Genomic DNA, 22858 nt, shown 5'->3' with positions numbered 1-22858 from the left:
AAAGGACTGTCATGACCGACGTAGCCAACACGCCGGCCCCCGGGGCCGCCAGCGCATCCGGGCCAACGGTGACCGGTGCCCCCATCCGACTCGACGGCGTCGTCAAGCGATTCCGGGGGCAGGACGAGCCCGCCGTCAACCAGCTCGACCTCGACATCGACGCCGGCCACATCGTCGCCTTCGTCGGACCGTCCGGCTGCGGTAAGACGACGACCCTCAAGATGATCAACCGGCTGATCGAACCGTCCGACGGCAGGATCTTCATCGACGAGCGCGACGTCACCAAGGAGAATCCCGACAAACTCCGACAGTCCATCGGCTACGTGATCCAATCGGGCGGCCTCTTCCCGCACTGGACCGTCGAGAAGAACATCGGAGCCATCCCCCGGGTACTCGGCTGGGACAAGAAGCGGATCGCCGAGCGCACCGAGTACCTACTCGATCTCGTCGGCCTCGATCCCGCGCAGTTCGCCACTCGACTCCCCAAGGACATGTCGGGCGGTCAGCAGCAGCGTGTCGGCGTCGCACGTGCCCTCGCCGCCGATCCGCCGGTCCTCCTCATGGATGAGCCGTTCGGCGCGGTCGACCCGATCACGCGAGTCCGGTTGCAGGACAGCCTGATCGCCATCCAACACGAGCTCGGCAAGACCATCGTGATCGTGACGCACGACTTCGAGGAGGCCACCAAGCTCGGCGACAAGGTGCTGATCCTGTCGCAGGGGGCTCACGTCGAGCAGTACGCGGCGCCCGAGGAGATTCTGGCCAACCCCGCCTCACCCTTCGTCGAAGAGTTCATCGGGTCGGGGGCGACGCTTGCGCAGCTAACGCTGTCGCGCGTGCGCGACGTCGAACAAGACTCGGTGATCACCGCGCGCGTCGGCGAGGGTTCCGGAGAGGTGATCACGCGCGCACGGGCCGCGGGGCAGAGTTGGGTGGTCGTCGTCGACAAGCACGACCGCCCGCGTGCATGGCCGTCGCTGGATGAGGTTGCCTCCAAGCCGGAGGTCTCCGACTACCTCGATCCGCGGCTGCCCGTCGTAGCCGAATCGTCGACGCTCAACGACGCCCTCGACACCATGCTCGCGGCCAGCCAGGGCGGCACGCTGGTGACAGATCGTCACGGCGCCGTCGTCGGCATGCTCACCATCGCCTCGGTCATGGACATCATCCGTACGCAACTTTCCGAAGCCCGCCCCGACGAGGACGACGGCTCGTACGAAAGTCACACCGAGGGAACCGCCCCCACCGAGACGCCGGTGATCGCTGCCGACGACCCCGAGCAGAACGCGGGCGCATGAAACAACGATTCCGCAACCTCCCGATCGACGTGTGGTTCGAGCCACTCGTCTTCATCGTGCTGGCCGTCGGATATTTCAGTTGGTATGCGACGACGACATTCACCGAGACCGAGCAGGCGTCGCTGGGCTGGTCGACTCTGCAGTCCACCATCATCGACCACATCGAGCTCACTCTCGTCGCGGCCATCGTCGTCATCGTCATCGCAATTCCCTTGGGAATCCTGTTGACCCGGCCGTCGATGCGATGGCTCTCGCCGATCGCGGTGAACATCGCGAACATCGGTCAAGCTGCGCCCGCCGTCGGACTGCTGGTGTTGTTCACATTCTGGCTCGGCACCGGATTCCGTACTGCCGTCATCGGTTTGGTCGTGTACGCGGTCCTGCCTATCCTGCAGAACACGATCGTCGGGTTGCGCCAGGTCGACCAACGCACCATCGAGGCGTCGCGCGGTATCGGATACTCGGCGGCGCGCACGCTCGTGCAGGTCGAACTCCCGCTGGCCGTGCCCGTCATCCTCAACGGTGTCCGCACCGCCCTGGTGATCCTGGTCGGCACGGCCACCCTGAGTACCTTCATCGGCGCGACGAGCCTCGGCACGCTGATCACCACCGGCGTCACGCTCTTCTTGCCCAAGCTGTTGATCTCGGGCGCGATACTCGTCGCTCTGCTCGCCATGATCATCGACTGGCTCGGCCGGGTCTTCGAACTGGTCGCTACACCGAAGGGCGTCGCATGAGCGCCACGCGAGCACGACTCGCCACCGTCGCAACACTTCTCGTCGTCGCCGTCATCGGCCTTGCGGGATGTGGTCTGGTCAGTTCGTCGGGCACCTTCAAGCAGGCGTCGCTTCCCGACGGTTCCCGACCGCTCGACGGAGCCAAGCTCACCGTCACGTCGAAGAGCTTCACCGAGGGCGTCATCCTCGGCAAGATCACCGCCACGTACCTCGCGGCGGCAGGTGCCGACGTCACCGACCTCACCGGCGCCCCCGGTTCGGCGTCGTCTCGACAGGCGCAACTCAACGGCGACGCCGACATCCTCTGGGAGTACACCGGAACCGGATGGGTGAACTACCACAACGAGACCGAGACCATCTCCGATCCGAAGGAACTCTGGCAGAAGGTCCACGACATCGAACTCAAGGAGAACCAGCTCGTCTGGCTCCCTCCCGCCAACTTCAACGACACCTACGCGTTCGCGGCATCGACGCCCACGGCGAAACGCCTTGGCGTGAAGTCTCTTTCGGACGTCGCCAAGCTTCCCGTCGCTGATCGCACCTTCTGCGTCGACGACGAATTCTTCTCCCGCCCAGATGGCTTCAAGCCGATGCTGGAGAAGTACGGCATGCCGCTCGACGGCCCGAACGGGGTTCCACTCGGCAACGTGACGCGCATGGACGCCGGCGTCGTCTACACGTCGACGGCCAAGAGCTCGCCGTGCAACTTCGGCATGGTCTACACCACCGACGGCCGGATCAAGAACCTCGACCTCGCCGTCCTCGAGGACGACAAGAAGTTCTTCCTGCCCTACAGCGGAACCGCCGTCGTTCGCGAGGACGTCATGAAGCGCTACCCGCAACTCAACGAGCTACTCGGAACCATCTCCGAGCGTCTCACCGACAACGTCATGCAGGAACTCAACGGCCGCGTCGACATCGACGGCGAAGACCCTGCCGACGTCGCATACGACTGGCTGCTCAGCGAGAAATTGATCGTCCCCAAGGACTAGTTGCCACTGCGCGTTCAGCGTCGCCTCTCCTCTTTGCCATTCATGGATGTTACGGTTACATTATCCAATGGCATTGACACCAGGAGGCGCACGTGTCGGTTGAGGTCGTCGACGGGTCAGCACCGCAAGTCAGCATGCTCGATCGCGGAACCGATGAGGTGTCGGCGCGGCTCGTCGATTCGTCGGCACGCTCGTCGCGCAACGCTCTGGTCGAGATCGACTGGGACGCTCCGATGGACCCGACGCTCTACGGCTGCAGCCCCGAGTGGTCGACGCTCTACGGCACCTCCTACTGGGTGGAGATGACCGAGGAGCAGCGCGTGCGGCTCACCAGACACGAGACGGCGTCGGTGATGTCGATCGGGATCTGGTTCGAGATGCTGTTGCAGCAGTTGGTACTCCGCGATCAGTACCTCGCCGACCGGCATCGTCCCGAGTACTGGTTCGCCATGACCGAGATCGCCGACGAATGCAGGCACTCGCTGATGTTCGCGAAGGCGTCGCAGAAACTCGCCGGGACGTCGTACGTGCCGCACCCTCGAATCGGCAAGGGAGCCAAGTTCTTTGCGGCCACCACCGGGGGCGAGATCGCGTACGGGGGCATCCTCGCCGCCGAGGAGATCCTCGACGTGTTCCAGCGCGGCTGCACCAGCGACGAACGCGTACTGCCGTTTGTCCGCACCGTGAACGAGATCCACGTGCTCGAGGAATCACGCCATATGCGCTTCGCACGCGAGCAGATCCGGGAGTCGATGGCCCATGTCGGCCGGGTGCGTCGCCAAGCCAGCGCGTACTACACGGCCGTGGCGGCGTCGTTCATCTTCACCAGCCTCGTGCGACCGCAGGCCTACGCCGACGCGGGACTCGACAAGTACCGCGCGGTCTCGGAGATGCGACGCAATCACCACTTCCAGGCGATGGTTCGTACCAGTTGCTCGCACCTGATGGGTTTCCTCGACGAGGTCGGGCTGCTGACACCCGCGGCAGCATCGGTCTACCGCAAGGTGCACATGCTCTGACCGACGTCAGGTCGACGCACCGCCACCGCGTCGGAACGCGATGCGGCAGGCCTGCACCTCGTGGATCTGCTCCTCGGTCAGTGCCGGGGTCCGCAGCGGCTCCGACGGAGGGGCGGCGTGGATGGCGTCGAGCAGTAGCTGGAGGTAGCGCTTCCACGCTCCGGGGACCGTCGCCTCGGTGATATCCGCGTACGACGACACCATCGAGAAGATGGAGAAGATGTCCGTCTCGACGACGTCCTCGCGCAGCACACCGGCGGCGTGTGCCCGATCGAAGACCTCGCCCATCCGCTTCGTCATGCGCGCCTTCACCGTCGCGATCGCGGGATCGGTGTGGTCGATCTGCATGATGATCGCGGCCAGCCCACGATCCTCGGCCATTGCCGTGCAGACCGTCGAGACCATCGTCACCACCGACGCCCACGGGTCGCTGTCCGCCGCGAGGACCCCCTCGGTCTGCTCTGCCACTTCCTCCAGATGCGCCGCGAATACGCCGACGATCAGCTCGTCGCGGTTGGCGAATCGTCGATAAACAGTACCCACACCCACACCGGCCGCTGCGGCGACGTCGTCGAGTGAGACGTCGAGGCCACGCTCGGCAAACAGCTTGTGAGCAGCGGCGATGATCCGACGTCGATTGCGCTCGGCGTCGGCGCGCAGGGGTCGTCCGGTCGGTGCGGCCGAACTCTGTTGTGTGGTCATCGTCACATTCTCTCAACCGGAGGAATCATCTCCGGATTCGCTTCGTTGCCACCCTCGTAAACGGAGGAGTCTTCTCCACTATTCCGCCACTTGGAGGACTGATGACCACAACCTACGACACTGCCGACGGATTGTCGGCGAACGGGGAGTCTCGGGAGGAACGACACCATCGCCTTCGGTGGGTCGTGCTCGGCGTACTCGGCCTCGCACAGTTGATGGTGGTGCTCGACGCGACCATCGTGAACATCGCACTCCCGCACGCGCAGGAGTCACTCGGATTCGGCGACGCCGATCGGCAATGGATCGTCACCGCATACTCGCTGGCGTTCGGCAGCCTGCTGCTCCTCGGTGGCCGACTGTCGGATCTGCTCGGCCGTAAGACCACCTTCATCGTCGGCCTCGTCGGATTCGCCGTGATGTCCGCGATCGGTGGCGCCGCGGTCAATTTCGACATGCTCGTCGTCGCCCGCGCAGGCCAGGGTGTCTTCGGCGCACTGCTCGCGCCCGCAGCACTGTCGCTGCTCACCACCACATTCACCGACCCCGCCGAGCGCGGTAAGGCCTTCGGCATCTTCGGTGCCATCGCAGGCGGTGGCGGTGCGCTCGGACTCCTCCTCGGCGGCATGCTCACCGAGTGGGCCGACTGGCGCTGGTGCCTCTACGTGAACCTCGTGATCGCCGCGATCGCGCTCATCGGCGCGGTGCTGTTCATCGGCGCGCACAAGACCGAACACCGTCCCAAGCTCGACCTTCCCGGTGTGATCACGGTGTCGATCGCGCTGTTCTCGATCGTCTACGGCTTCTCCAACGCCGAGACCAACGGGTGGGCCGACTGGGCCACCATCACCTGGCTGGTCGTCGGAGCCGTGTTGCTCGCCGCATTCGTGTGGTGGCAGTCGCGCACCCCGCATGCCCTGCTGCCCCTGCGCGTGATTCTTGATCGCACTCGTGGCGGCTCATACCTCGCGGTGTTCATCGTCGGCATCGGAATGTTCGGCATCTTCCTGTTCCTCACCTACTACCTGCAGGTGAATCTGCACTTCAGCCCGATCCAGACCGGCTTGGCATTCCTGCCGATGATCGGCATGCTGATCGTCACCGCAACGACGTCGACGGGTGTTCTACTGCCCCGCTTCGGACCGCGCTGGCTGATGGCGGGCGGCATGCTGATCGCCGCAGTGGGAATGGTGCTGCTGACGCAACTGACCGACACCAGCACGTACGCGGCTCACGTCCTGCCCGCACTGTTGATCATGGGCGTCGGGCTCGGCGCGTCGATGGCCCCGGCCATGCAGGGCGCGGTGTCGGGCGTGCTGCCCGAAGACGCGGGCGTGGCGTCGGCAACCGTCAACACCATGCAGCAGGTGGGTGGCTCGGTGGGCACCGCGCTGCTCAGCACGATCGCGGCGAGCGCCGCGGCGTCGTATGCGATGTCGCACGCAGGCCAGGTTGCGAATCCCGCTGCGCTGCAACAGCTTGCAGCGGTGCACTCGTACACGACCGCCTTCTGGGTCGCGGCCGCAGTGTTCGCCGCGGGCGCGGTGATCTCCGCGCTGCTCGTCCCGAACGGCAAACTCCCCGTCACCGAGGGCGACGAAGCGCCCGCGATGGCGCACTGAGTCGTCGTAGCGCCGCTGCGGCTGTGAACGAACGCGGCCCGGCCACCGAGTTTCTCGGCGGCCGGGCCGTGCCCGTTGCCGCGCCCGGTCCACCCCACCCCCGTCGGCAGAAAGTCGGGGAAGAGTTCGATTCCCTACTCTCTGCGCCGCCGGGGCGAAGGTTCCGCGGAATTTTGCGCCGCCGGGCGGACCTTCCGCGGGATTCTGCGGGCTGGCCGTCGAGTTCGCTGTCGAATCAGGTCATCGGTCGACGCCGCGGTCCTCGCCGCGCCCGGTCCAGACCCACCGCCCCACCCCGCCGGCAGAAACTAGGGGAAGAGTTCTTTCCTCGGGGTTTTTACCTTTCCCCCCAGACACAACACGGGGAAACGTACACAACCCACGGAAAGAATCCTTCCCCCACTTTCTGCGCCGCCTGACGGCCCTTCCCCCGCTTCCTACAGCGTCCGACGGTCCTTCCGCGAGATTCTGCAGCGCCCGACGGCCCTTCCGCGAGATTCTGCAGGGCCGGTCCACATTTCCCCGACTTTCTGCAGCAGAGGCCCACTCTTCCCCGGCTTTCCGCGGCGCCCGACGTTCCTTCCGCAGGACTCTGCTGACCCGGACGTCGGCATCGCCGTCGAATCAGAACATCGGTCGACGCCGCACGACTCTCGACGCCGAGGCGCGCCCGGTCCACCACACCCCGCTCGCGGAAACTCGGGGAAGAGTTCTTTCCTCGGGGTTTTTACCTTTTCCCCAGACACAACACGGGGAAACGTACACAACCCACGGAAAGAATCCTTCCCCTACTTTCTGCGCCGCCCGACGGCCCTTCCGCGAGTTCCAGCACCGCTCGACGATCCTTCCGCGAGATTCTGCAGCCCCGGACCACCATTCCCCTACTTCCTGCGCGGCCGGACCCCCTTCCGCGACATTCTGCGGCCCCGCAGACCGCAAACGGCCCGGCCACCGAGCATTCGGTGACCGGGCCGTTCCCCGTCGGGGCAGATCAAATCAGGCGTGCGCCTCGTCGCGGTGCGGGAGCACCCAGTCCGGCCGGGGCCAGTGGCAGGTGTACCCGTTGGGGTAGCGCACCAGGTAGTCCTGGTGCTCGGGCTCGGCCTCCCAGAACGGGCCAGCCGGCTCGATCGTGGTGACCGCCCGCCCCGGCCAGAGGCCCGAGGCGTCGACGTCGGCGATGGTGTCCCGCGCGACGCGCTCCTGCTCGGGCGTCACGGGGAAGATCGCCGACCGGTAGCTGCTGCCAACGTCGTTGCCCTGCCGGTTCTTCGTCGTCGGATCGTGGATCTGGAAGAAGAACGCGAGGATGTCGCGGTAGGTCGTCTGCGTCGGATCGAAGACGATCTCCACGGCCTCGGCGTGCCCGGGATGATTTCGGTAGGTCGGGTGGTCGTTGCTGCCGCCGGTGTAGCCGACGCGCGTCGAGAGCACGCCGGGCTGGCGTCGAATCAGATCCTCGACGCCCCAGAAGCAGCCTCCCGCGAGCACCGCGGTCTCGGTGCCGGGCTGCTCGGTGATGCGGCCGTCGTCGTTGCTTCCACTGGTCATGATGCGTTCTCCTGCGTGGTGTCGGAACTATCGGTGGTCTCGAACAGGCGGCGGTACTCGCCGTAACCCTGCTCGTCGAGCTCGGCCACGGGGATGAACCGCAGCGACGCCGAGTTCATGCAGTACCTCTTGCCGCCTTCTGATCGCGGTCCGTCGTCGAAGAGATGGCCGAGATGGCTGTCGGCGTACGCCGAGCGGACCTCGGTTCGCTTCATCCACAGCGATCGGTCGGTGCGCGTCGAGACCGCGTCGTCGCTGATCGGGCGAGTGAAACTCGGCCATCCGGTGCCGCTGTCGTACTTGTCGAGCGAGCTGAACAGGGGCGCTCCGGAGACCACGTCGACATAGATGCCTGGCTCGTGGTTGTCCCAGTAGGCATTGTGGAACGCTGGCTCGGTGCCGTCCTCCTGGGTCACTCGGTACTGGTCCGCGGTGAGGGCCGCCAGTGCCTGTGGGTTCTTGCGGTAGTCGTGGGACATTGATCCTCCTTCTGATCACCGCTGGCTGCGATGTCATCTACTCCAACAGCAGCCGCGTCGGATTTGGTCCCGACGGTTCTGAGAGTCATGTGAGAGTCGAGTCGCGTGAGGGTCGAACTCGTCTCCACCCGAGCGTAGCGTCGGATTATGGCTGAGAACCTGATCGATCCCACAGTCCCGCCGTCGGGCACCGGCTGCGTTGAATGCCTCAACGCCGCCGACGGCTGGTGGTTTCATCTTCGACGCTGCGCCGCGTGCGGCCACGTCGGATGTTGCGACTCGTCCCCCGGCCAGCACGCCTCGCATCACGCCGACGACACGGGCCATCCGTACATCCAGAGCTTCGAACCCGGCGAGGACTGGTTCTGGAGCTTCCCGGACTCGGCCATGGCCAGCGGTCCGGAGCTGGCTCCGCCGACAAGCCATCCCGACGATCAGACCGCGCCCGGTCCGGCCGACCGCGTGCCGTCGAACTGGCAGCAACTGCTGCACGGTTGAGGGTCGCTCGTCTCGCGGCGATCACGCCCGCGCAGGCGTCTCCGGCGGGATGGCGGCCAACAATTTGCGGGTGTAGTCGCTCTCCGGGTGCTGCAGGATCTTCGACGCCGGGCCGGTCTCGACGACCCGACCCTTCTCCATCACGGCCACCGTGTCGCTGATCTGCTCGACGACGGCGAGGTCGTGTGCGATGAACAGGTACGTCAGCCCGCGCTCACGCTGGAGTTCGGCGAGTAGATCGAGGACCGACGCCTGGACCGTCACGTCGAGCGAGGCCGTCGACTCGTCGAGGATCAGTAGCTCGGGGTCGGACGCGAGTGCGCGGGCGAGGCAGACGCGTTGCCGCTGACCGCCGGAGAGTTCGTGCTGGTAGCGGTCGAGGTACGAACTGTCCAGGCTGACGTCGTCGAGCAATTGCGTTGCTCGACTCCGCAATGCGTCCTTCCCCGACACCAGGTTGTGCGCGCGTAGGGCCTCACCGATCGACGAGGCGACGGTCATCCGCGGGTCGAGCGACGCGCCAGGATCCTGGAACACCATCGCAACCCGTCGACGCAGCGCCTTCTGCTCGGCCCCGTGGACGCCGACGGCGTCGATCTCCTTGTCCTCCACAGTGATTCGTGCGCTGCCACGAACTACCGTGCCGTGACCGGTCGTGGTCAACCCGGTGAGGACGCCTGCGATCGTCGACTTGCCCGACCCCGATTCGCCGACGATGCCCAGTGTCGTTCCGCGCGCGACGTCGAGGCTGACATCACTGACCGCGTGCACCACATCGCGACCGGTCGAGGTGCGTACCGCGAACCTCACGTGCAGGTCGGAGATGCTGACGAGGGGTGTTGTGGTGGAGCTCTTTCCAGACTCGAAGTCGGTGTCGTCGCGATCGTCGACCTTCGACAACAGCGGACGCGACGCCAACAGCTCGCGCGTGTACTCGTGCTGCGGATTGGCGAAAATCTCTACGACGTCGCCGGTTTCGACGACCTCACCCTGCCGTAGGACGACGACGCGGTCGGCGATCCGTCCGATCACTCCGAGGTCGTGGCTGATCCACACCACAGCCATGCCACGCTCGCGCTGCAGCCGCGCGACGAGATCGATGATCTGGGCCTGCGTCGTGACGTCGAGCGCGGTGGTCGCTTCGTCGGCGACGAGGACGTCGGGATCGCAGGAGAGCGCGATCGCGATCATCACGCGTTGTCGTTGACCGCCGGACAGTTGATGCGGGTAGGCACGCAGACGACTCTCGGGGTCGGGGAGGTTGACGTCGGTCAGCAACTGCACCGCGCGCTCGCGGGCTTGAGTGTGGCTCAATCCGAGATGGCGGCGCGGACCCTCGGTGAGTTGTTGTTCGATTGTGAGCAACGGATTCAGGCTCGACGACGGGTCCTGGAACACGAATCCCACGCGCGCTCCGTGCAGGGACTGCAGAACCGCACGGGAGGCGCCGATGACCTGCGTGCCGGCGAGAGTCGACGATCCGTCGACGTACGAGCTCGGCGCGTGGAACAACCCCGTCGCCGACAGCACCGACAGCGATTTACCCGAACCGCTCTCGCCGACGATACCGAGCGTTTCGCCCTTGGCCACGGCAAAGTCGATGCCGTGCACGATCTCCCGTGGACCGACTCCGACGACGAGCTGCGAGACGGAGAACACCGGGTCGGTTCGCCCCTGGTCGTCATCGTGTGCGGCGGTGTCCGACGTTGTCTGTGCCGCTTCGGGAGTCGCTGTCTTCGGAGTGCGGGAGGTGGGGCGTCGACCCGCTTTCCCTCGGTTTCGCAACAGCGTTCGTTGCCGGGGGTCGAGGACGTCGCGCACGCCGTCGCCGAGCAAGTTGAAGGCGAAGACGGTCACGAGGATCGCCAGGCCCGGGAACACGCCCATCCACCATGCGGTGGTGAGGAAGCCCTGGGCGTCGTAAAGCATGCGACCCCAGGACGGTTCGGGTGGTTGAACTCCGAGCCCGAGGAACGACAGGGCCGCCTCCGACAGGATCGCGAAGGCCAGCGAAATCGATGTCTGCACCACGACGGGACCCGAGATGTTCGGCAGCACATGGCCGAACAGGATGCGGGGCGTCGACACCCCCATCGTGCGGGCGGCCTGCACGAACTGTGTTTCGCGGACGCGCAGGGTGTCGGCTCGCGCGACGCGGGCGAAGATCGGGATGTAGACGATGCCGATGGCGATGGTCGCCGACGTGACGCCCGGGCCGAGGATCGCGACGATCGCCAAGGCCAGCAACATCACCGGGAACGAGAAGACGACGTCGATCACCCGCATCAGCACGGTGTCGGTGATTCCGCCCGCGAAACCCGACACCATGCCGATGATCACGCCCGCGACCAACGAGATCGCCACGGCGATCACGGCGACACGCATACTCACCGCCGCCGCGAGGACCACCCGTGAGAACACGTCACGGCCGAGGTCGTCGGTGCCGAACAGATGCGAGAAGTCTGGTGCCTGCAGCGCATTCGGCACGTCGATGTCGTTGGCGCCGTAGGGGGCGATGAACGAACCGAAGATCGCCAGGATGACCATCACCAGGATGACGACGATGCCGATCACCGACGCCTTGTTGCGCAGCAGCAGTCGCCACGCCGAGTCCGTGCTGCCGGAACCTGCGGAGGTGGGTTCGCCTGCGTCGTCGAGCGCGGTCTGTGCGGTGCGTTCTGGCTCGGGTAGCTCGCTCATGACAACCGAATCCTCGGATCGATGACGGCGTAAAGGATGTCCACGATCAGATTGATGATGAGGAAGATCGCTGCGATGAGCAGAATCGCTCCCTGCAGCATCGGATAGTCGCGTGCGGCAACCGAGTCGTAGACGAGCCGGCCCAATCCAGGCCAGGCGAAGACCACTTCGACGACGATCACACCGCCGAGCAGGCCCGCGAGCTGGATACCCGAGATGGTGAGCACCGGGACCAACGCGTTGCGGCCGATGTGCGACACCATGATTCGTCTGCGGCTGAGCCCCTTGGACTCGGCGGTGGTGACGTACGGAGCGTTGGCCACCTCGAGTACGGCCGCACGTACGTATCGGGTCATGATGGCGCCGGTGACGACGCCGACGGTGATCGCGGGCAACACCAGGTGAGATATCCACGGCACGAATCCGTCTGCGAGCGAACGATATCCCGATGACGGCAGCCAGCCGAGGTACGTCGAGAACAGTGCGATGAGCAGAATGCCCATCCAGAAGTCGGGCACCGAGATACCGAACTGCGACACGACCCGAATCGTGTTGTCCGCAGCGCGTCCCTCCCGCAGCGCCGCCCACGTACCGAACGGGATCGCGATCACCAGCGCGACGAGGATGGCCGCCACTGCGAGGGCGATCGTCGCGGGTAACCGGTCCATCAGCATGTGCGTGACCGGTTCGTTGTTGCGAAAGCTGACCCCGAGGTCGCCGGTCGCGGCATTGCCGATGTAGTGGATGAGTTGGGTGAACAACGGCTGATCGAGCCCCGAGGCACTGCGCAATGCCGCATAGGATTCGGGCGTGTAGCGGGTGCCCAACGCGATCTTGACCGGATCACCGGGCACGATCTGCATCAGGAAGAACACCGCGATCGTCACGCCGATCAGCACGAGGACGGTATAGAGCAGTCGGATCAGAATGAACCTGATGAGCGGCCAACCGAAGTCGCTCATGACGCACCTCCCCTCTCGAGTCGGGCGTCGCGGAATCGGACGGCTTTGTCGGCTCGTACGGTGTAGTCGCGCACCGACTTCGAGAACGCTTGCGTGGCAGACGGATTGTAGAGATAGAGGTAGCTGACGTCGTCGGCGATCCGCGACGAGACGTCGGCGTAGATCTGTTTACGACGGCCCACGTCGACTTCGGTACGTCCGGCGTCGAGGAGCCGATCGACCTCCGGATTGGAGTACTTCTGCGAGTTCGACGTCCCGCCCGAATGATGCTGCGCGTAGTAGAAGTCGTCGGGGTCGATGTTGCCGAGCCAGCCCATCAGCAACGAGTCGAATTGCCCGGCGGATTGGCGGTCGAGCCAGACACCGAAGTCGAGTTGCTCGATGGTGACCTTGATCCCGGCGTCGGCGAGATTCGACGCGATGACCTGTGCGGCCGTGACGGTTTCGGGGTACTCAGTGGAGACCATCAGACCCATCGACAACGACGAATGCCCGGCGTCACGGAGCAGCGACCGCGACTTGTCCACCGCGGCTGCCCTATCCAGACCGGCGGTGAATCGGTCGTAGGGTGTGAACCACGGGCTGGTCTTGGGAATCGCCAGTTGATTCGGTGTCGCCGTCCCGTAGCCGACCACCTGCGCGATGGATTTGCGGTCGATCGCGTAGGCCACCGCCTGCCGGACGCGTCGGTCGTCGAACGGCTTACGCGCGAAGTTCATTGCGACGTACCAGTAGTCGTTGGCGGTCACGGTTCCGACGTTGATCTCGTCGTCACTGTTGAGGATGCGCAGTTGCTGCGCGGGGATGGCGTCGGTCCAGTCGACCTCGCCAGAACGCAGCGACGAGACGGCCGTTGTCCCCTGGGAGATGAAACTGAAGGCCACGCCGTCGACATGCGGCCCCCCCGACCAGTGGCCCGGGTTGGCCTTGAGCACGATCGATGTTGCCGGCGAACGTGATTCGAACGAGAACGGCCCGGTGCCGATGGGACGGGTGAGGATCTGCCCCGACTCGACGTTGCGCTTGTTGACGATCGCGAGACCCTTGAAACCACCGATACTGCTGAGCAGGTTAGGACTCGGCGTGCGCGTGGTGATCACGACGTGCGAATCGTCGGGTGCCGTGATGGTGGCAACGTTGTCGAATCGCCACGACGCCGAGAGCTCACCGTCGATGATCCGCCGATAGGAGTAGACGACGTCGGATGCGGTCAGCGGCTCACCGTTGTGCCACCGAACGTTCGGGCGCAGCGTGAAAGTGTATTGCGTCTCTTCGGGATTGACCTGCCAGCTCTGCGCGAGCGCAGGGACCATCTCGAGCTTTTCGTTGGGTTCGACGAGAGTGTCGAAGACGTTCTCGAGTACCTCGAAGGAGAAGTACGCGGAGGTTTTGTGTGGATCGAGTTGATCTGGTTCACCTGCGATCGCGGCCCGAATCGTGTTGGCAGAACCAGCCAATCCCGAACCAGAGCCGGGCGAGCACGCGCTCAGCGCAGACGCTCCGAACACACCCACGCCCGCTGCGGCGCTCAGAGTGAAGAATCGACGACGGTTCAGCGGGGTAGATGAGACCGACGGAGATGACCTGCACTGCTGGCGCTCGTCGGTCATCCGATCGCGATCCCTCCCGCGCCGCGGCGACGCTGTGGTCCGTGTTGGAGTCTGCCGCGCTTACCGAATGTTCGCAAGCGTAAGGGGCGCCCCCGCGTGTCCGACGCCCCGCCGCCGCCGCTGGTCGAGCGTCCCCATACGCTGGTCGAGCGCCACAACGCTGGTCGAGCTTGTCGAGACCACTCCCCGCCGACAAGTGGTTTCGACTCGGCAGCTCGCTACGCTCGCGGCCAGCTCAACCCGCGGAAAGGTCGAGCGCCCCACGCTGGCCGAGCCTGTCGAGACCACCCCCGCGCGGGCGTGTGGTTTCGACTCGGCAGCTCGCTGCGCTCGCGGCCAGCTCAACCAGCGAAATGGGGCAGCTCGCTACGCTCGCGGCCAGCTCAACCAGCGGAATATGGCTTCCCGCTGGTCGAGCCTGTCGAGACCACCGCTCACTTCTTCTCGAGGTTCACCAGGAACTCGATGCTGCCGGTCTTCTCCACCTCGACGAAGCCCAGTGACGGTGGGGTGACGCCGAAGTCGGTCCACGTGACGGGTATCGATCCCTGCACGATCACCGATGCCCCGGATCGCTGGATATTCAGCGTCGTCGTGGCTGACTTGGTCACACCCTTGATGGTGATATCGCCGGTTGCCTGGACGGCCTGCGGCTGGCCGGATTCGGGGACAGACGAAATATCTACCGGCTGAGTCAATTTCCACGTCGCGGTCGGATACTTCTCGGTGTCCATGATCGACTCACCGCGGAACCGGTTGTCGCGCATCGATTCCGGACTGGTGATGGACGCGACGTCGACTGTGATCTCTGCGTTCTCCAACTTCGACGACGCCACGGTCGCCGTGCCGGTCACGGATGTCGTGCGGCCGTTCACCGTGACGGGTTGCCCGCGCAGGGTCTCGTCGACTCGATATCCGGCCTGTGTTCGGGTCGCGTCGGCGGAGGGGCCGGGCACGACCGTCCATGCGCCGTCGACGCTTTCCGACGCCGCCTGCGTCGACGTCGGGAGCTTGAGTTCCTCGTCGGCGTCGCCCGCAATCCACTTGGAGTACGCCCACGGGCCTGCCGCGACGACGACAATTATCAGCGCGACCAGCGTTCCGAGCCCCCACCACAGGTAGCGTCGCTTCATCGCGCAACCTCCTCGATCGTGGAGGCGTAGTTCGGGTCGGTGATCGTCTCTGGAGGTGTCATAAGGCTTACCTCACCACCGTTTTCTTATGATCACCTGAAAATTCGGACATAGTTACATTGCAAAACGGACCGCAGTCCGGAACGCTTCTTGCGGCTAAGTACTTGCCACACCCTGTGATCGCCCGTCGAGAATGAGCAGAGCAACGTGCAGCGAGGTGACCGACTCGCCGTCGGAGAGATCGACGCCGAGTATTTGTTCGATGCGAGAGAGCTTGGCGTACAACGACGGTCGGCTCATGTGAAGGTGTGACGCGAGTGCCGACTTGTTGCCGACGTGCTGAAGGTAGCCGCGCAGCACGTCGAGCAGATCTCCCCCGTTGTTGATGTCGTCGAGCACCAGGTCGCGCAGTTCCGATTCGGCGAACCGCTGCAACCGAGGATCGTCGCGTAGCAGCGAAATCAATCCTCGAATTCCGATGTCCTGCACTCCGAAGACGACACGCTCCGACGTCGGCATCCCGCCCGCGACCTCGGCCACCTGTGACGCCTGCAGCAACGTGTGGATCGTCGACATCACCTGCCGACCGGGCGCACCCAGGCCAAGAACCGCACCTGCGTGGCCAACCGTTCGCTCGACGTCGCGACGAGTCGCAGCCGCGAGAGCGTCGAGTGCGTGTTGGCGCGACCTGCCACGTGGCGTCGTCAACGCGAGCACCACCAGGACCTCTCCCGCGTCGCGCGCAGAGAAGAGTGCACTGTGTCCCTGAGCCCCGACAACCCGCACCACGACGTCGAGCAACTGCGCGGTGCGTCGTCGTGTGGCGATCGGATCGTCACTCGCCGGCCAGCCGGGCACTCGCACCGAGATCGGCACGTACTCGTTGGATTCGCGCAGTCCGAGGGCGAATGCCCGTGCCGCAACCTCACCCTCGTCTCGAATGCGTTCTTGCAGAACGTCGTCGACGAGTCCTGCCTGAGCCTGCCGCTCGATGTCGAGGCGGCCACGCTCGGCCATCCGATGCATCACGAGCGCCTGCGCGGCCCGCTCGAGCACCATCGCCGTTCGCTGCTGGTCAGCCTGCGATTCGGGAACGATCAGCCTGGCCCAGTGGTCGTCGCCGCGACCAACGTCGACGATCGTCCATAGCGCTTGTCCCGGAAGATCATTCGACGCGACATCAGAGGCGTGCAGTCGCGAACGGCGTTCCCAGTCATGAAGTAGCGATGCCGCCGACGCTCCGGCCGACGCCACCGCGTGATGTTGCAGGTTCTCCAACACGACGGGTGAATCAAGCAGCGCTGCAACGCTGTTCGTGATCTCCGCTGGCGACGCACGACGCATGGTGAGTTGCGTGAACGTCTCGTGAGTGCGGTGCGCGAACTCGACGGCGGCGTACTGTTCGGCAACCAGGGTGCGGTGGACCTGTTCGGTCACCTCGACGAACTTGATCTCCCGGCGCAACACCACGGCGGTCAAGCCCAACTCGACGGCCACCGGTCCGATCTCCGGCGGTATCGGGAACGAATCGTCGAACTCAGCGATCACCCCGAGTGCGCCCGCGCGAGCGAGGTTCTCGAGGTAGCGTCGCGGATCACGCCGCAACGCTTCGCCGGTGGTCAGGACTAGTTCTCCGCCCTCGAGCAGGTGCCCGAGATCGCCGAGGTCGCTGACGTGCATCCACCTCACCGTGCGCTCCGCGCCGGCTGTGCTCAACACGTCGGGGAGCCCGGCACGGATCACAGGCAGATCGATGACGTCGCCGACAGTGAGAGTCATCGGAATCTCACCTACGGGACTTTACGAGGTGTAAGACGTGTTCGAATTTCACTGACAGAGTGTAGCGCGCCACACCGCCGGTTCTACCTCAGACTGGAAGGTACTCGTACGACGACTCTGCCCACAGTGGGTCGCCTGCCAAATTCCGTTCTTGTGGAGGAGTTCTGATGACAGCGATCGTGCAGCACTGGTGTGACGGCAAGGCGTTCGCCGGGGATTCGTCGGCGACGGCGCCCGTGACCAACCCGGCAACCGGCGTCGTGACCGCGAATGTCGCCCTGGCGTCGGTCGAGGATGCGCGCACGGTCATCGCCGCCGCAGCCGACGCGTTCCCCGAATGGCGCGACACGTCACTGGCCAAGCGCACCGCGGTCCTCTTCCGCTTCCGCGAACTACTCAACGAGCGCAAAGAAGAGCTGGCAGCGATCATCACCGCCGAACACGGCAAGGTGCTCTCCGACGCACTCGGCGAAATCAGCCGCGGCCAGGAGGTCGTCGAATTCGCCTGCGGCATCCCGCATCTCCTCAAGGGCGGCTACACCGAGAACGCCTCGACCAACGTCGACATCCACTCCGTACACCAGCCACTCGGACCCGTCGCCATCATCAGCCCGTTCAACTTCCCCGCCATGGTCCCCATGTGGTTCTTTCCCATCGCCATCGCCGCAGGCAACACCGTCGTCGTCAAGCCGTCGGAAAAAGACCCAAGCGCATCGATCTGGCTGGCCGAACTCTGGAAAGAAGCAGGCCTGCCCGACGGCGTATTCAACGTCCTGCAGGGCGACAAGACCGCCGTCGACGAACTGCTGACCAACAAGAGCATCAAGGCAGTCAGCTTCGTCGGCTCCACCCCCATCGCCCAGTACGTGTACGCCACCGGAACCGCCAACGGTAAGCGCGTCCAGGCTCTCGGCGGCGCGAAGAACCACGCCATCATCCTGCCCGACGCCGATCTCGACCTCGCCGCAGACGCCATGGTCAACGCAGGCTTCGGTTCCGCAGGCGAACGCTGCATGGCCATCAGCGTCGCCGTCGCCGTCGGCGACATCGCCGACGACCTCGTCGCCAAGATCACCGAACGCGCCACCAGCATCGTCACCGGCGACGGCACCACCAACGCCGATATGGGCCCCCTGGTCACCAAGGCTCACCGCGACAAGGTCGCCGGCTACGTCGACGCAGGCGAAAAGGCCGGAGCCACCGTCGTTCTCGACGGCCGCACGGTCGAGGCCGATGGCGGCGCCGACGGATTCTGGCTCGGACCAACGCTTTTCGACAACGTCACCCCCGACATGAGCATCTACACCGACGAAATCTTCGGGCCGGTCCTGTCGGTCGTCCGCGTCGACACCTACGACGAAGCGCTCGACCTGATCAACAACAACCCCTACGGCAACGGCACCGCGATCTTCACCAACGACGGAGGCGCAGCCCGACGCTTCGGCAACGAAGTCGAAGTCGGCATGGTCGGCATCAACGTCCCGATCCCCGTGCCCATGGCCTACTACAGCTTCGGCGGCTGGAAGGCGTCGCTGTTCGGCGACAGCCACGCCCACGGCACCGAGGGAATACACTTCTTCACACGCACCAAAGCCATCACCACCCGCTGGCTCGACCCGAGCCACGGAGGGTTGAACCTCGGCTTCCCCCAGAACGCCTGAGCACTAACGATTTCGAAACGGATTGCTGCACATGACCATTCAATCTGAGCGAACCAGCCCCGCCATCGATCTCGATGCCGCCAAGCGGGCGTACGAGCTCGACCGCAAGCACGTCTTCCACTCGTGGTCGGCGCAGGCGAAACTCAATCCGATGACGATCACCGCCACCGAGGGGTGCTACGTGTGGGACGGCGAGGGCAATCGCCTTCTCGACTTCTCGTCGCAGATGGTCAACACCAACATCGGCCACCAGCACCCTAAGGTCGTCGCCGCGATCGCGGAGCAGGCCGCCAAGTTGTGTACCGTCGCGCCTGCACACGTCAACGATGCGCGCTCGGAGGCCGCACGGCTCATCGCCGAACGGACTCCCGGTGAGTTGAATCAGATCTTTTTCACCAACGGCGGCGCCGACGCCAACGAGCACGCGGTTCGCATGGCACGCTTGCACACGGGTCGTCGAAAAGTGTTGTCGCGCTATCGCTCTTACCACGGCGGCACCGACACCGCGGTGAACCTGACGGGCGATCCACGTCGCTGGCCCAACGACTACGGCGACGCTGGCGTCGTACATTTCTTCGGGCCGTTCCTGTACCGCTCGCGCTTCCATGCGACAACGCAGGAGCAGGAGTGTGAACGCGCTCTCGACCACCTGGAAGAGACCATCCGCATGGAAGGTCCTTCTCAGATCGCGGCGATCATCCTGGAGACCATTCCCGGCACCGCGGGCATCATGATTCCGCCGCCCGGCTACCTGCGCGGCGTGCGGGAGATCTGCGACCGCTACGGCATCGTTTTCATCGCCGACGAGGTGATGGCCGGATTCGGACGCTCGGGCAAGTGGTTCGCAATCGAGCACGGCGACGACGAGCAGGGCCCCATCGTCCCCGACCTGCTGACCTTCGCCAAGGGCGTCAACTCGGGCTACGTCCCACTCGGCGGTGTCGCGATAAGTCCGCACATCGCAGCAACTTTCGCCGAGACCCCGTACCCCGGCGGGCTGACCTACTCGGGTCACCCGCTCGCGACCGCGGCCGCTGTCGCGACGATCAACGCGATGGCCGACGAGGGAATGGTCGAGAATGCCGCACGAATAGGCGCCGAGGTGATCGGTCCCGAACTCGAGCGGATCGCACAGCGGCATCCCAGCGTCGGCGAGGTACGTGGCGCGGGTGTCTTCTGGGCCGTCGAATTGGTCAAGGACTCAGAAACTCGCGAGCCACTCGCCCCCTACGGCGCGAGCAGCGATGCGATGAACAAGGTGATCGCGGAATGTAAATCGCGCGGAATGCTGCCGTTCGCGAACTTCAACCGCATCCACGTCTGCCCTCCGTGCACCATCTCCGACGACGAGGCCCGCGAAGGACTTGCCATCCTCGACGCCGCGCTGGAGGTCGCCGACGCTGCGTTGTAACAGGCTCCCCCTGCGCTCGCACGAGCGTGACACCACCCGGTTCCGGCGCCCCCGCGTCGGCACCGGGTTGTGTCGCGTTATCGAGCCGGTGCGGGCCACAACATTAGGAGCCAGCGGTGTCGAATGACTTCACCCTGACGCAATTGCGGTACTTCATGGCTGTCGCCGAGGCCGGCAGCATGACGGCGGCCGCGCAGTTGCTGTCCGTCACGCAATCGACGGTGTCCGCGGCGATCGCACAACTCGAACACGAAGTGGGGCAACCCCTTTTCCTCCGGCTCGCTCGTCGCGGCTTGGAGTTGACACCTGCGGGGCGTCGGCTCAGGTCTCGTGCGCTCGGATTCCTCGAAGACGCAGGCACGCTCCTCGCTGCCGTTCGGGATGAAGACGCCGAACTCGAGGGTGAGATGACGGTCGGGATATTCGCACCCCTTGCACCCTTTCGGGCACCGGTCATTCTGCAAGCGTTCGAGCGCGCCTACCCCAAAGTCCACGTGCGGTTCTTCGAGGCCGACCAGGAGGGCCTGAGGCTCGCACTGGCGCAGGGACGCTGCGAGGTGGCACTCATGTACGACCTGGGTGTGGCAGTCGATGCCGAGTCGCAGGTGGTGGAAACCGTTGCCCCGCATGTCATTGTCGCTGCCGACCATCCAGCAGCAGCCAACCCGTTCGGCGAGGTGTCACTGCGTGACCTCGAAGCCGATCCGTTTGTGCTCTACGACGTTCCCCATTCGCGCGACTACTTCCTCGCGCTCTTCCGTCAGCTCGGGCTCACCCCGCGTGTGCGGCACCGGGCCAGCGGTTACGAGACCGTGCGGTCGTTTGTGTCACGGGGACACGGCGATTCGATTCTGAACCAGCGCCTGCACCACGACCTCACATCTCCGGTGGTTCGGTGGTTCCGCTGCGGATCGTTGAAGACCTGCCGCCGATCAAGGTCGTTCTGCTGTTCCCATCTCTCGGCACTCCGACACGGCGTGCTCAGGCGTTCGCCGCTGTATGCCGGCAGCTCTATGGCGTCGACCGCCGTTGACATCGATTCTGTCGATGACAGCTAGCGAAAAGATTCGCTTGAGTTACGTGATCCGGGTCACGCAGTCTATGCGTGCAGCACCCTCGAGCGAACCCGATTCGCTTGGCAGATCGCCGATCGAGGCGCAGAGGAAGGCAATACCGATGACCACCGTGTTACCTGCTCGGACCTGTGCGCGAGGTCCGTCGCACATCAGAAACACATCACGTGCTCGTCTTGCAACACGAGTGCCAACGTTCGGCAATGGTGCGTCCCTAGCGTGACCGATATGAATTCCACCCAGACGCCCTCGACGAACACCGAGGCTCCGGCACAGTCATCAGCCGCGACAGCGGAGATGGACATCAACGGCAAGTCTCGACCCGCAACCCCACTGCAGCGACGCGTTCTTGCGGGTGGTGCGATCGGTCAGTTCATCGAATTCTACGACTTCACCCTGTACGGATTGTCGGCAGTTGTTCTCGCCCACCACTTCTTCCCGTCGTCGAACGATCTCACCGGGCTACTGGCGACGTTTGCCACGTTCGCGGCGGCGTTTGTGATCCGGCCGCTCGGCGGCCTCTTCTTCGGCGCGCTCGGCGATCGCGTGGGGCGCAAGAACGTCCTGTTCGTCACGTTGCTCACCATCGGCGGCGCGACGGCGCTCATCGGGTTGCTGCCCACCTACCAACAGATCGGTGTCGCCGCGCCGATTCTGCTCGTGCTGTGTCGACTGCTCCAGGGCTTCTCGGCAGGTGGTGAGTCGGTCGGCGCACCGACGTTCACCTACGAGCACGCCCCGACTGCGCATCGCGGAAAGTGGCTGAATACGACGATCGCTGCGACAGCACTGCCGTCCGTCTTCGGTGGTGCGTTGATCCTCGGACTCACCGCAGCCATGGGTTCGGGCGCATTCGAATCCTGGGGATGGCGTATCCCGTTCCTGCTGGCCGCGCCGCTGGCAGTCTTCGGGTTGTGGATTCGTCTTCGCACCGAAGAGTCCGATGCGTTCAAGGAGACACTGTCGAACGTCGAGCACCGCGAGTCGTCGCCGATCCGTGAAGCATTCCGCGAGAACGGACTTCGGATGGTTCAGGTTGTGTTCGTCATGGGTCTGACGGCGATGGGCTTCTACTTCCTGTCCGGCTACTTCGTCACCTACGTGAAGACGACCGGAGGACTCTCCCAGCAGCAATCGTTGATCGCCAACGCCGCCGCGATGTCGCTCTACACGCTTATGCTCCCGCTCACCGGCATGCTCGGCGATAGGTTCGGTCGTCGGCCAATGCTCATCGCGGGCACCATCTCGATCGCCATCCTGGCGGTGCCATGTTTCGCCATGGTCACCAGCGGCTCCCTGGCGATGGCGATCGCTGGACAGATGCTGTTCGTCATCCCGCTCACGATCTACGGCGGAGGCTGCTACACCTTCTTCGTCGAGGCATTCACCACCCGGACCCGGTTCACCAGCGCCGCAATCAGTTACAACACCGGCTATGCCCTCTTCGGTGGGACCGCGCCGTTCGTCGGTACATGGCTCGTGGGGTCGACCGGATTCGACGCCGCGCCAGGCGTGTACATGGCCATCGCGGCCGTCGTCGTCCTGACAGTGATCATCGCAACGCGCGTCCCGGAGACCCGGCACGCGGCACTGTAGAACCGCCGCGCCAGCAACACTTTCCACGCAGTTACAGG

Annotated in this window: 18 protein-coding genes; 10 read left to right on the top strand and 8 right to left on the bottom strand. The window is 64.8% G+C overall.

The features are described 5' to 3' along the window. The first annotated feature begins 11 nt into the window (after positions 1–11). The 4 genes from GOSPT_RS15040 (at position 12) to GOSPT_RS15025 (ending at position 4046) form a co-directional block, all read left to right on the top strand. Entirely contained in the window at positions 12–1298 is a 1287-nt protein-coding gene (locus GOSPT_RS15040; protein WP_039856164.1) for an ABC transporter ATP-binding protein, read from the top strand. After that, positions 1295–2035 carry an ABC transporter permease gene (locus GOSPT_RS15035; RefSeq protein ID WP_005207242.1) on the top strand — a complete coding sequence of 247 codons (741 nt, stop codon included), beginning with the start codon at positions 1295–1297 and terminating at the stop codon, positions 2033–2035. Before GOSPT_RS15040 ends, GOSPT_RS15035 begins: the two co-directional genes overlap by 4 nt. Further along, positions 2032–3027 carry a glycine betaine ABC transporter substrate-binding protein gene (locus GOSPT_RS15030; RefSeq protein WP_005207241.1) on the top strand — a complete coding sequence of 332 codons (996 nt, stop codon included), beginning with the start codon at positions 2032–2034 and terminating at the stop codon, positions 3025–3027. Before GOSPT_RS15035 ends, GOSPT_RS15030 begins: the two co-directional genes overlap by 4 nt. 134 nt (positions 3028–3161) lie before the next feature. Then, positions 3162–4046 (top strand): AurF N-oxygenase family protein, encoded by an 885-nt coding sequence (locus GOSPT_RS15025; protein WP_051993936.1) that lies wholly within the window; start codon positions 3162–3164, stop codon positions 4044–4046. Positions 4047–4052: 6 nt separating this feature from the next. On the opposite strand, the gene GOSPT_RS15020 is transcribed toward GOSPT_RS15025, so the two are convergent. Beyond that, complete coding sequence (locus GOSPT_RS15020) at positions 4053–4748, bottom strand: TetR/AcrR family transcriptional regulator (protein WP_005207239.1); 696 nt, start codon at positions 4746–4748, stop codon at positions 4053–4055. Between the two features lie 101 nt (positions 4749–4849). Between GOSPT_RS15020 and GOSPT_RS15015 the strand changes: the two genes are divergently transcribed. Then, positions 4850–6367 (top strand): DHA2 family efflux MFS transporter permease subunit, encoded by a 1518-nt coding sequence (locus GOSPT_RS15015; protein ID WP_005207238.1) that lies wholly within the window; start codon positions 4850–4852, stop codon positions 6365–6367. A 996-nt stretch (positions 6368–7363) separates the two neighbouring features. Here the strand turns inward: GOSPT_RS15015 and msrA are convergent. Next, complete coding sequence (gene msrA, locus GOSPT_RS15010; RefSeq protein ID WP_005207237.1) at positions 7364–7918, bottom strand: peptide-methionine (S)-S-oxide reductase MsrA; 555 nt, start codon at positions 7916–7918, stop codon at positions 7364–7366. Further along, positions 7915–8397, bottom strand: a complete 483-nt coding sequence (gene msrB, locus GOSPT_RS15005) for a peptide-methionine (R)-S-oxide reductase MsrB (RefSeq protein WP_005207236.1) — start codon at positions 8395–8397, stop codon at positions 7915–7917. Before msrB ends, msrA begins: the two co-directional genes overlap by 4 nt. 147 nt (positions 8398–8544) lie before the next feature. Here msrB and GOSPT_RS15000 point away from each other — a divergent pair, with 147 nt between their 5' ends. Then, entirely contained in the window at positions 8545–8895 is a 351-nt protein-coding gene (locus GOSPT_RS15000; protein ID WP_005207235.1) for a UBP-type zinc finger domain-containing protein, read from the top strand. A gap of 21 nt (positions 8896–8916) precedes the next feature. Here the strand turns inward: GOSPT_RS15000 and GOSPT_RS14995 are convergent, their stop codons facing one another. The 5 genes from GOSPT_RS14995 to GOSPT_RS14975 form a co-directional block, all read right to left on the bottom strand. Next, positions 8917–11595, bottom strand: coding sequence for an ABC transporter ATP-binding protein/permease (locus tag GOSPT_RS14995; protein ID WP_005207234.1), 2679 nt, complete (start codon positions 11593–11595; stop codon positions 8917–8919). Continuing rightward, positions 11592–12557 (bottom strand): ABC transporter permease, encoded by a 966-nt coding sequence (locus GOSPT_RS14990; RefSeq protein ID WP_005207233.1) that lies wholly within the window; start codon positions 12555–12557, stop codon positions 11592–11594. The genes GOSPT_RS14995 and GOSPT_RS14990 overlap by 4 nt, the downstream gene beginning before the upstream one ends. After that, positions 12554–14167: an ABC transporter substrate-binding protein gene (locus GOSPT_RS14985; RefSeq protein ID WP_005207232.1), complete on the bottom strand. Its 1614-nt coding sequence runs from the start codon at positions 14165–14167 to the stop codon at positions 12554–12556. The genes GOSPT_RS14990 and GOSPT_RS14985 overlap by 4 nt, the downstream gene beginning before the upstream one ends. A gap of 434 nt (positions 14168–14601) precedes the next feature. After that, the gene (locus GOSPT_RS14980; RefSeq protein ID WP_005207231.1) at positions 14602–15300 is read right to left on the bottom strand and encodes a YceI family protein; all 699 of its coding nucleotides are present in this window, start codon (positions 15298–15300) and stop codon (positions 14602–14604) included. Between the two features lie 156 nt (positions 15301–15456). Continuing rightward, the gene (locus tag GOSPT_RS14975; protein WP_005207230.1) at positions 15457–17079 is read right to left on the bottom strand and encodes a PucR family transcriptional regulator; all 1623 of its coding nucleotides are present in this window, start codon (positions 17077–17079) and stop codon (positions 15457–15459) included. Between the two features lie 167 nt (positions 17080–17246). Between GOSPT_RS14975 and GOSPT_RS14970 the strand changes: the two genes are divergently transcribed. From GOSPT_RS14970 to GOSPT_RS14955, 4 genes are all read left to right on the top strand, one after another. After that, positions 17247–18740 (top strand): CoA-acylating methylmalonate-semialdehyde dehydrogenase, encoded by a 1494-nt coding sequence (locus tag GOSPT_RS14970; RefSeq protein ID WP_005207229.1) that lies wholly within the window; start codon positions 17247–17249, stop codon positions 18738–18740. A 31-nt stretch (positions 18741–18771) separates the two neighbouring features. Beyond that, entirely contained in the window at positions 18772–20151 is a 1380-nt protein-coding gene (locus GOSPT_RS14965) for an aspartate aminotransferase family protein (RefSeq protein WP_005207228.1), read from the top strand. A 116-nt stretch (positions 20152–20267) separates the two neighbouring features. Further along, positions 20268–21209: a LysR family transcriptional regulator gene (locus GOSPT_RS14960; protein WP_005207227.1), complete on the top strand. Its 942-nt coding sequence runs from the start codon at positions 20268–20270 to the stop codon at positions 21207–21209. A 243-nt stretch (positions 21210–21452) separates the two neighbouring features. Beyond that, the gene (locus GOSPT_RS14955) at positions 21453–22820 is read left to right on the top strand and encodes an MFS transporter (RefSeq protein ID WP_082965461.1); all 1368 of its coding nucleotides are present in this window, start codon (positions 21453–21455) and stop codon (positions 22818–22820) included. Positions 22821–22858: the final 38 nt, after the last annotated feature.

The organism is Gordonia sputi NBRC 100414, assembly GCF_000248055.1.
Taxonomy (GTDB): Bacteria; Actinomycetota; Actinomycetes; order Mycobacteriales; family Mycobacteriaceae; genus Gordonia; species Gordonia sputi.
Note: the sequence above shows the minus strand (reverse complement) of the source record. Positions and strands in the feature narration are given on the sequence as shown.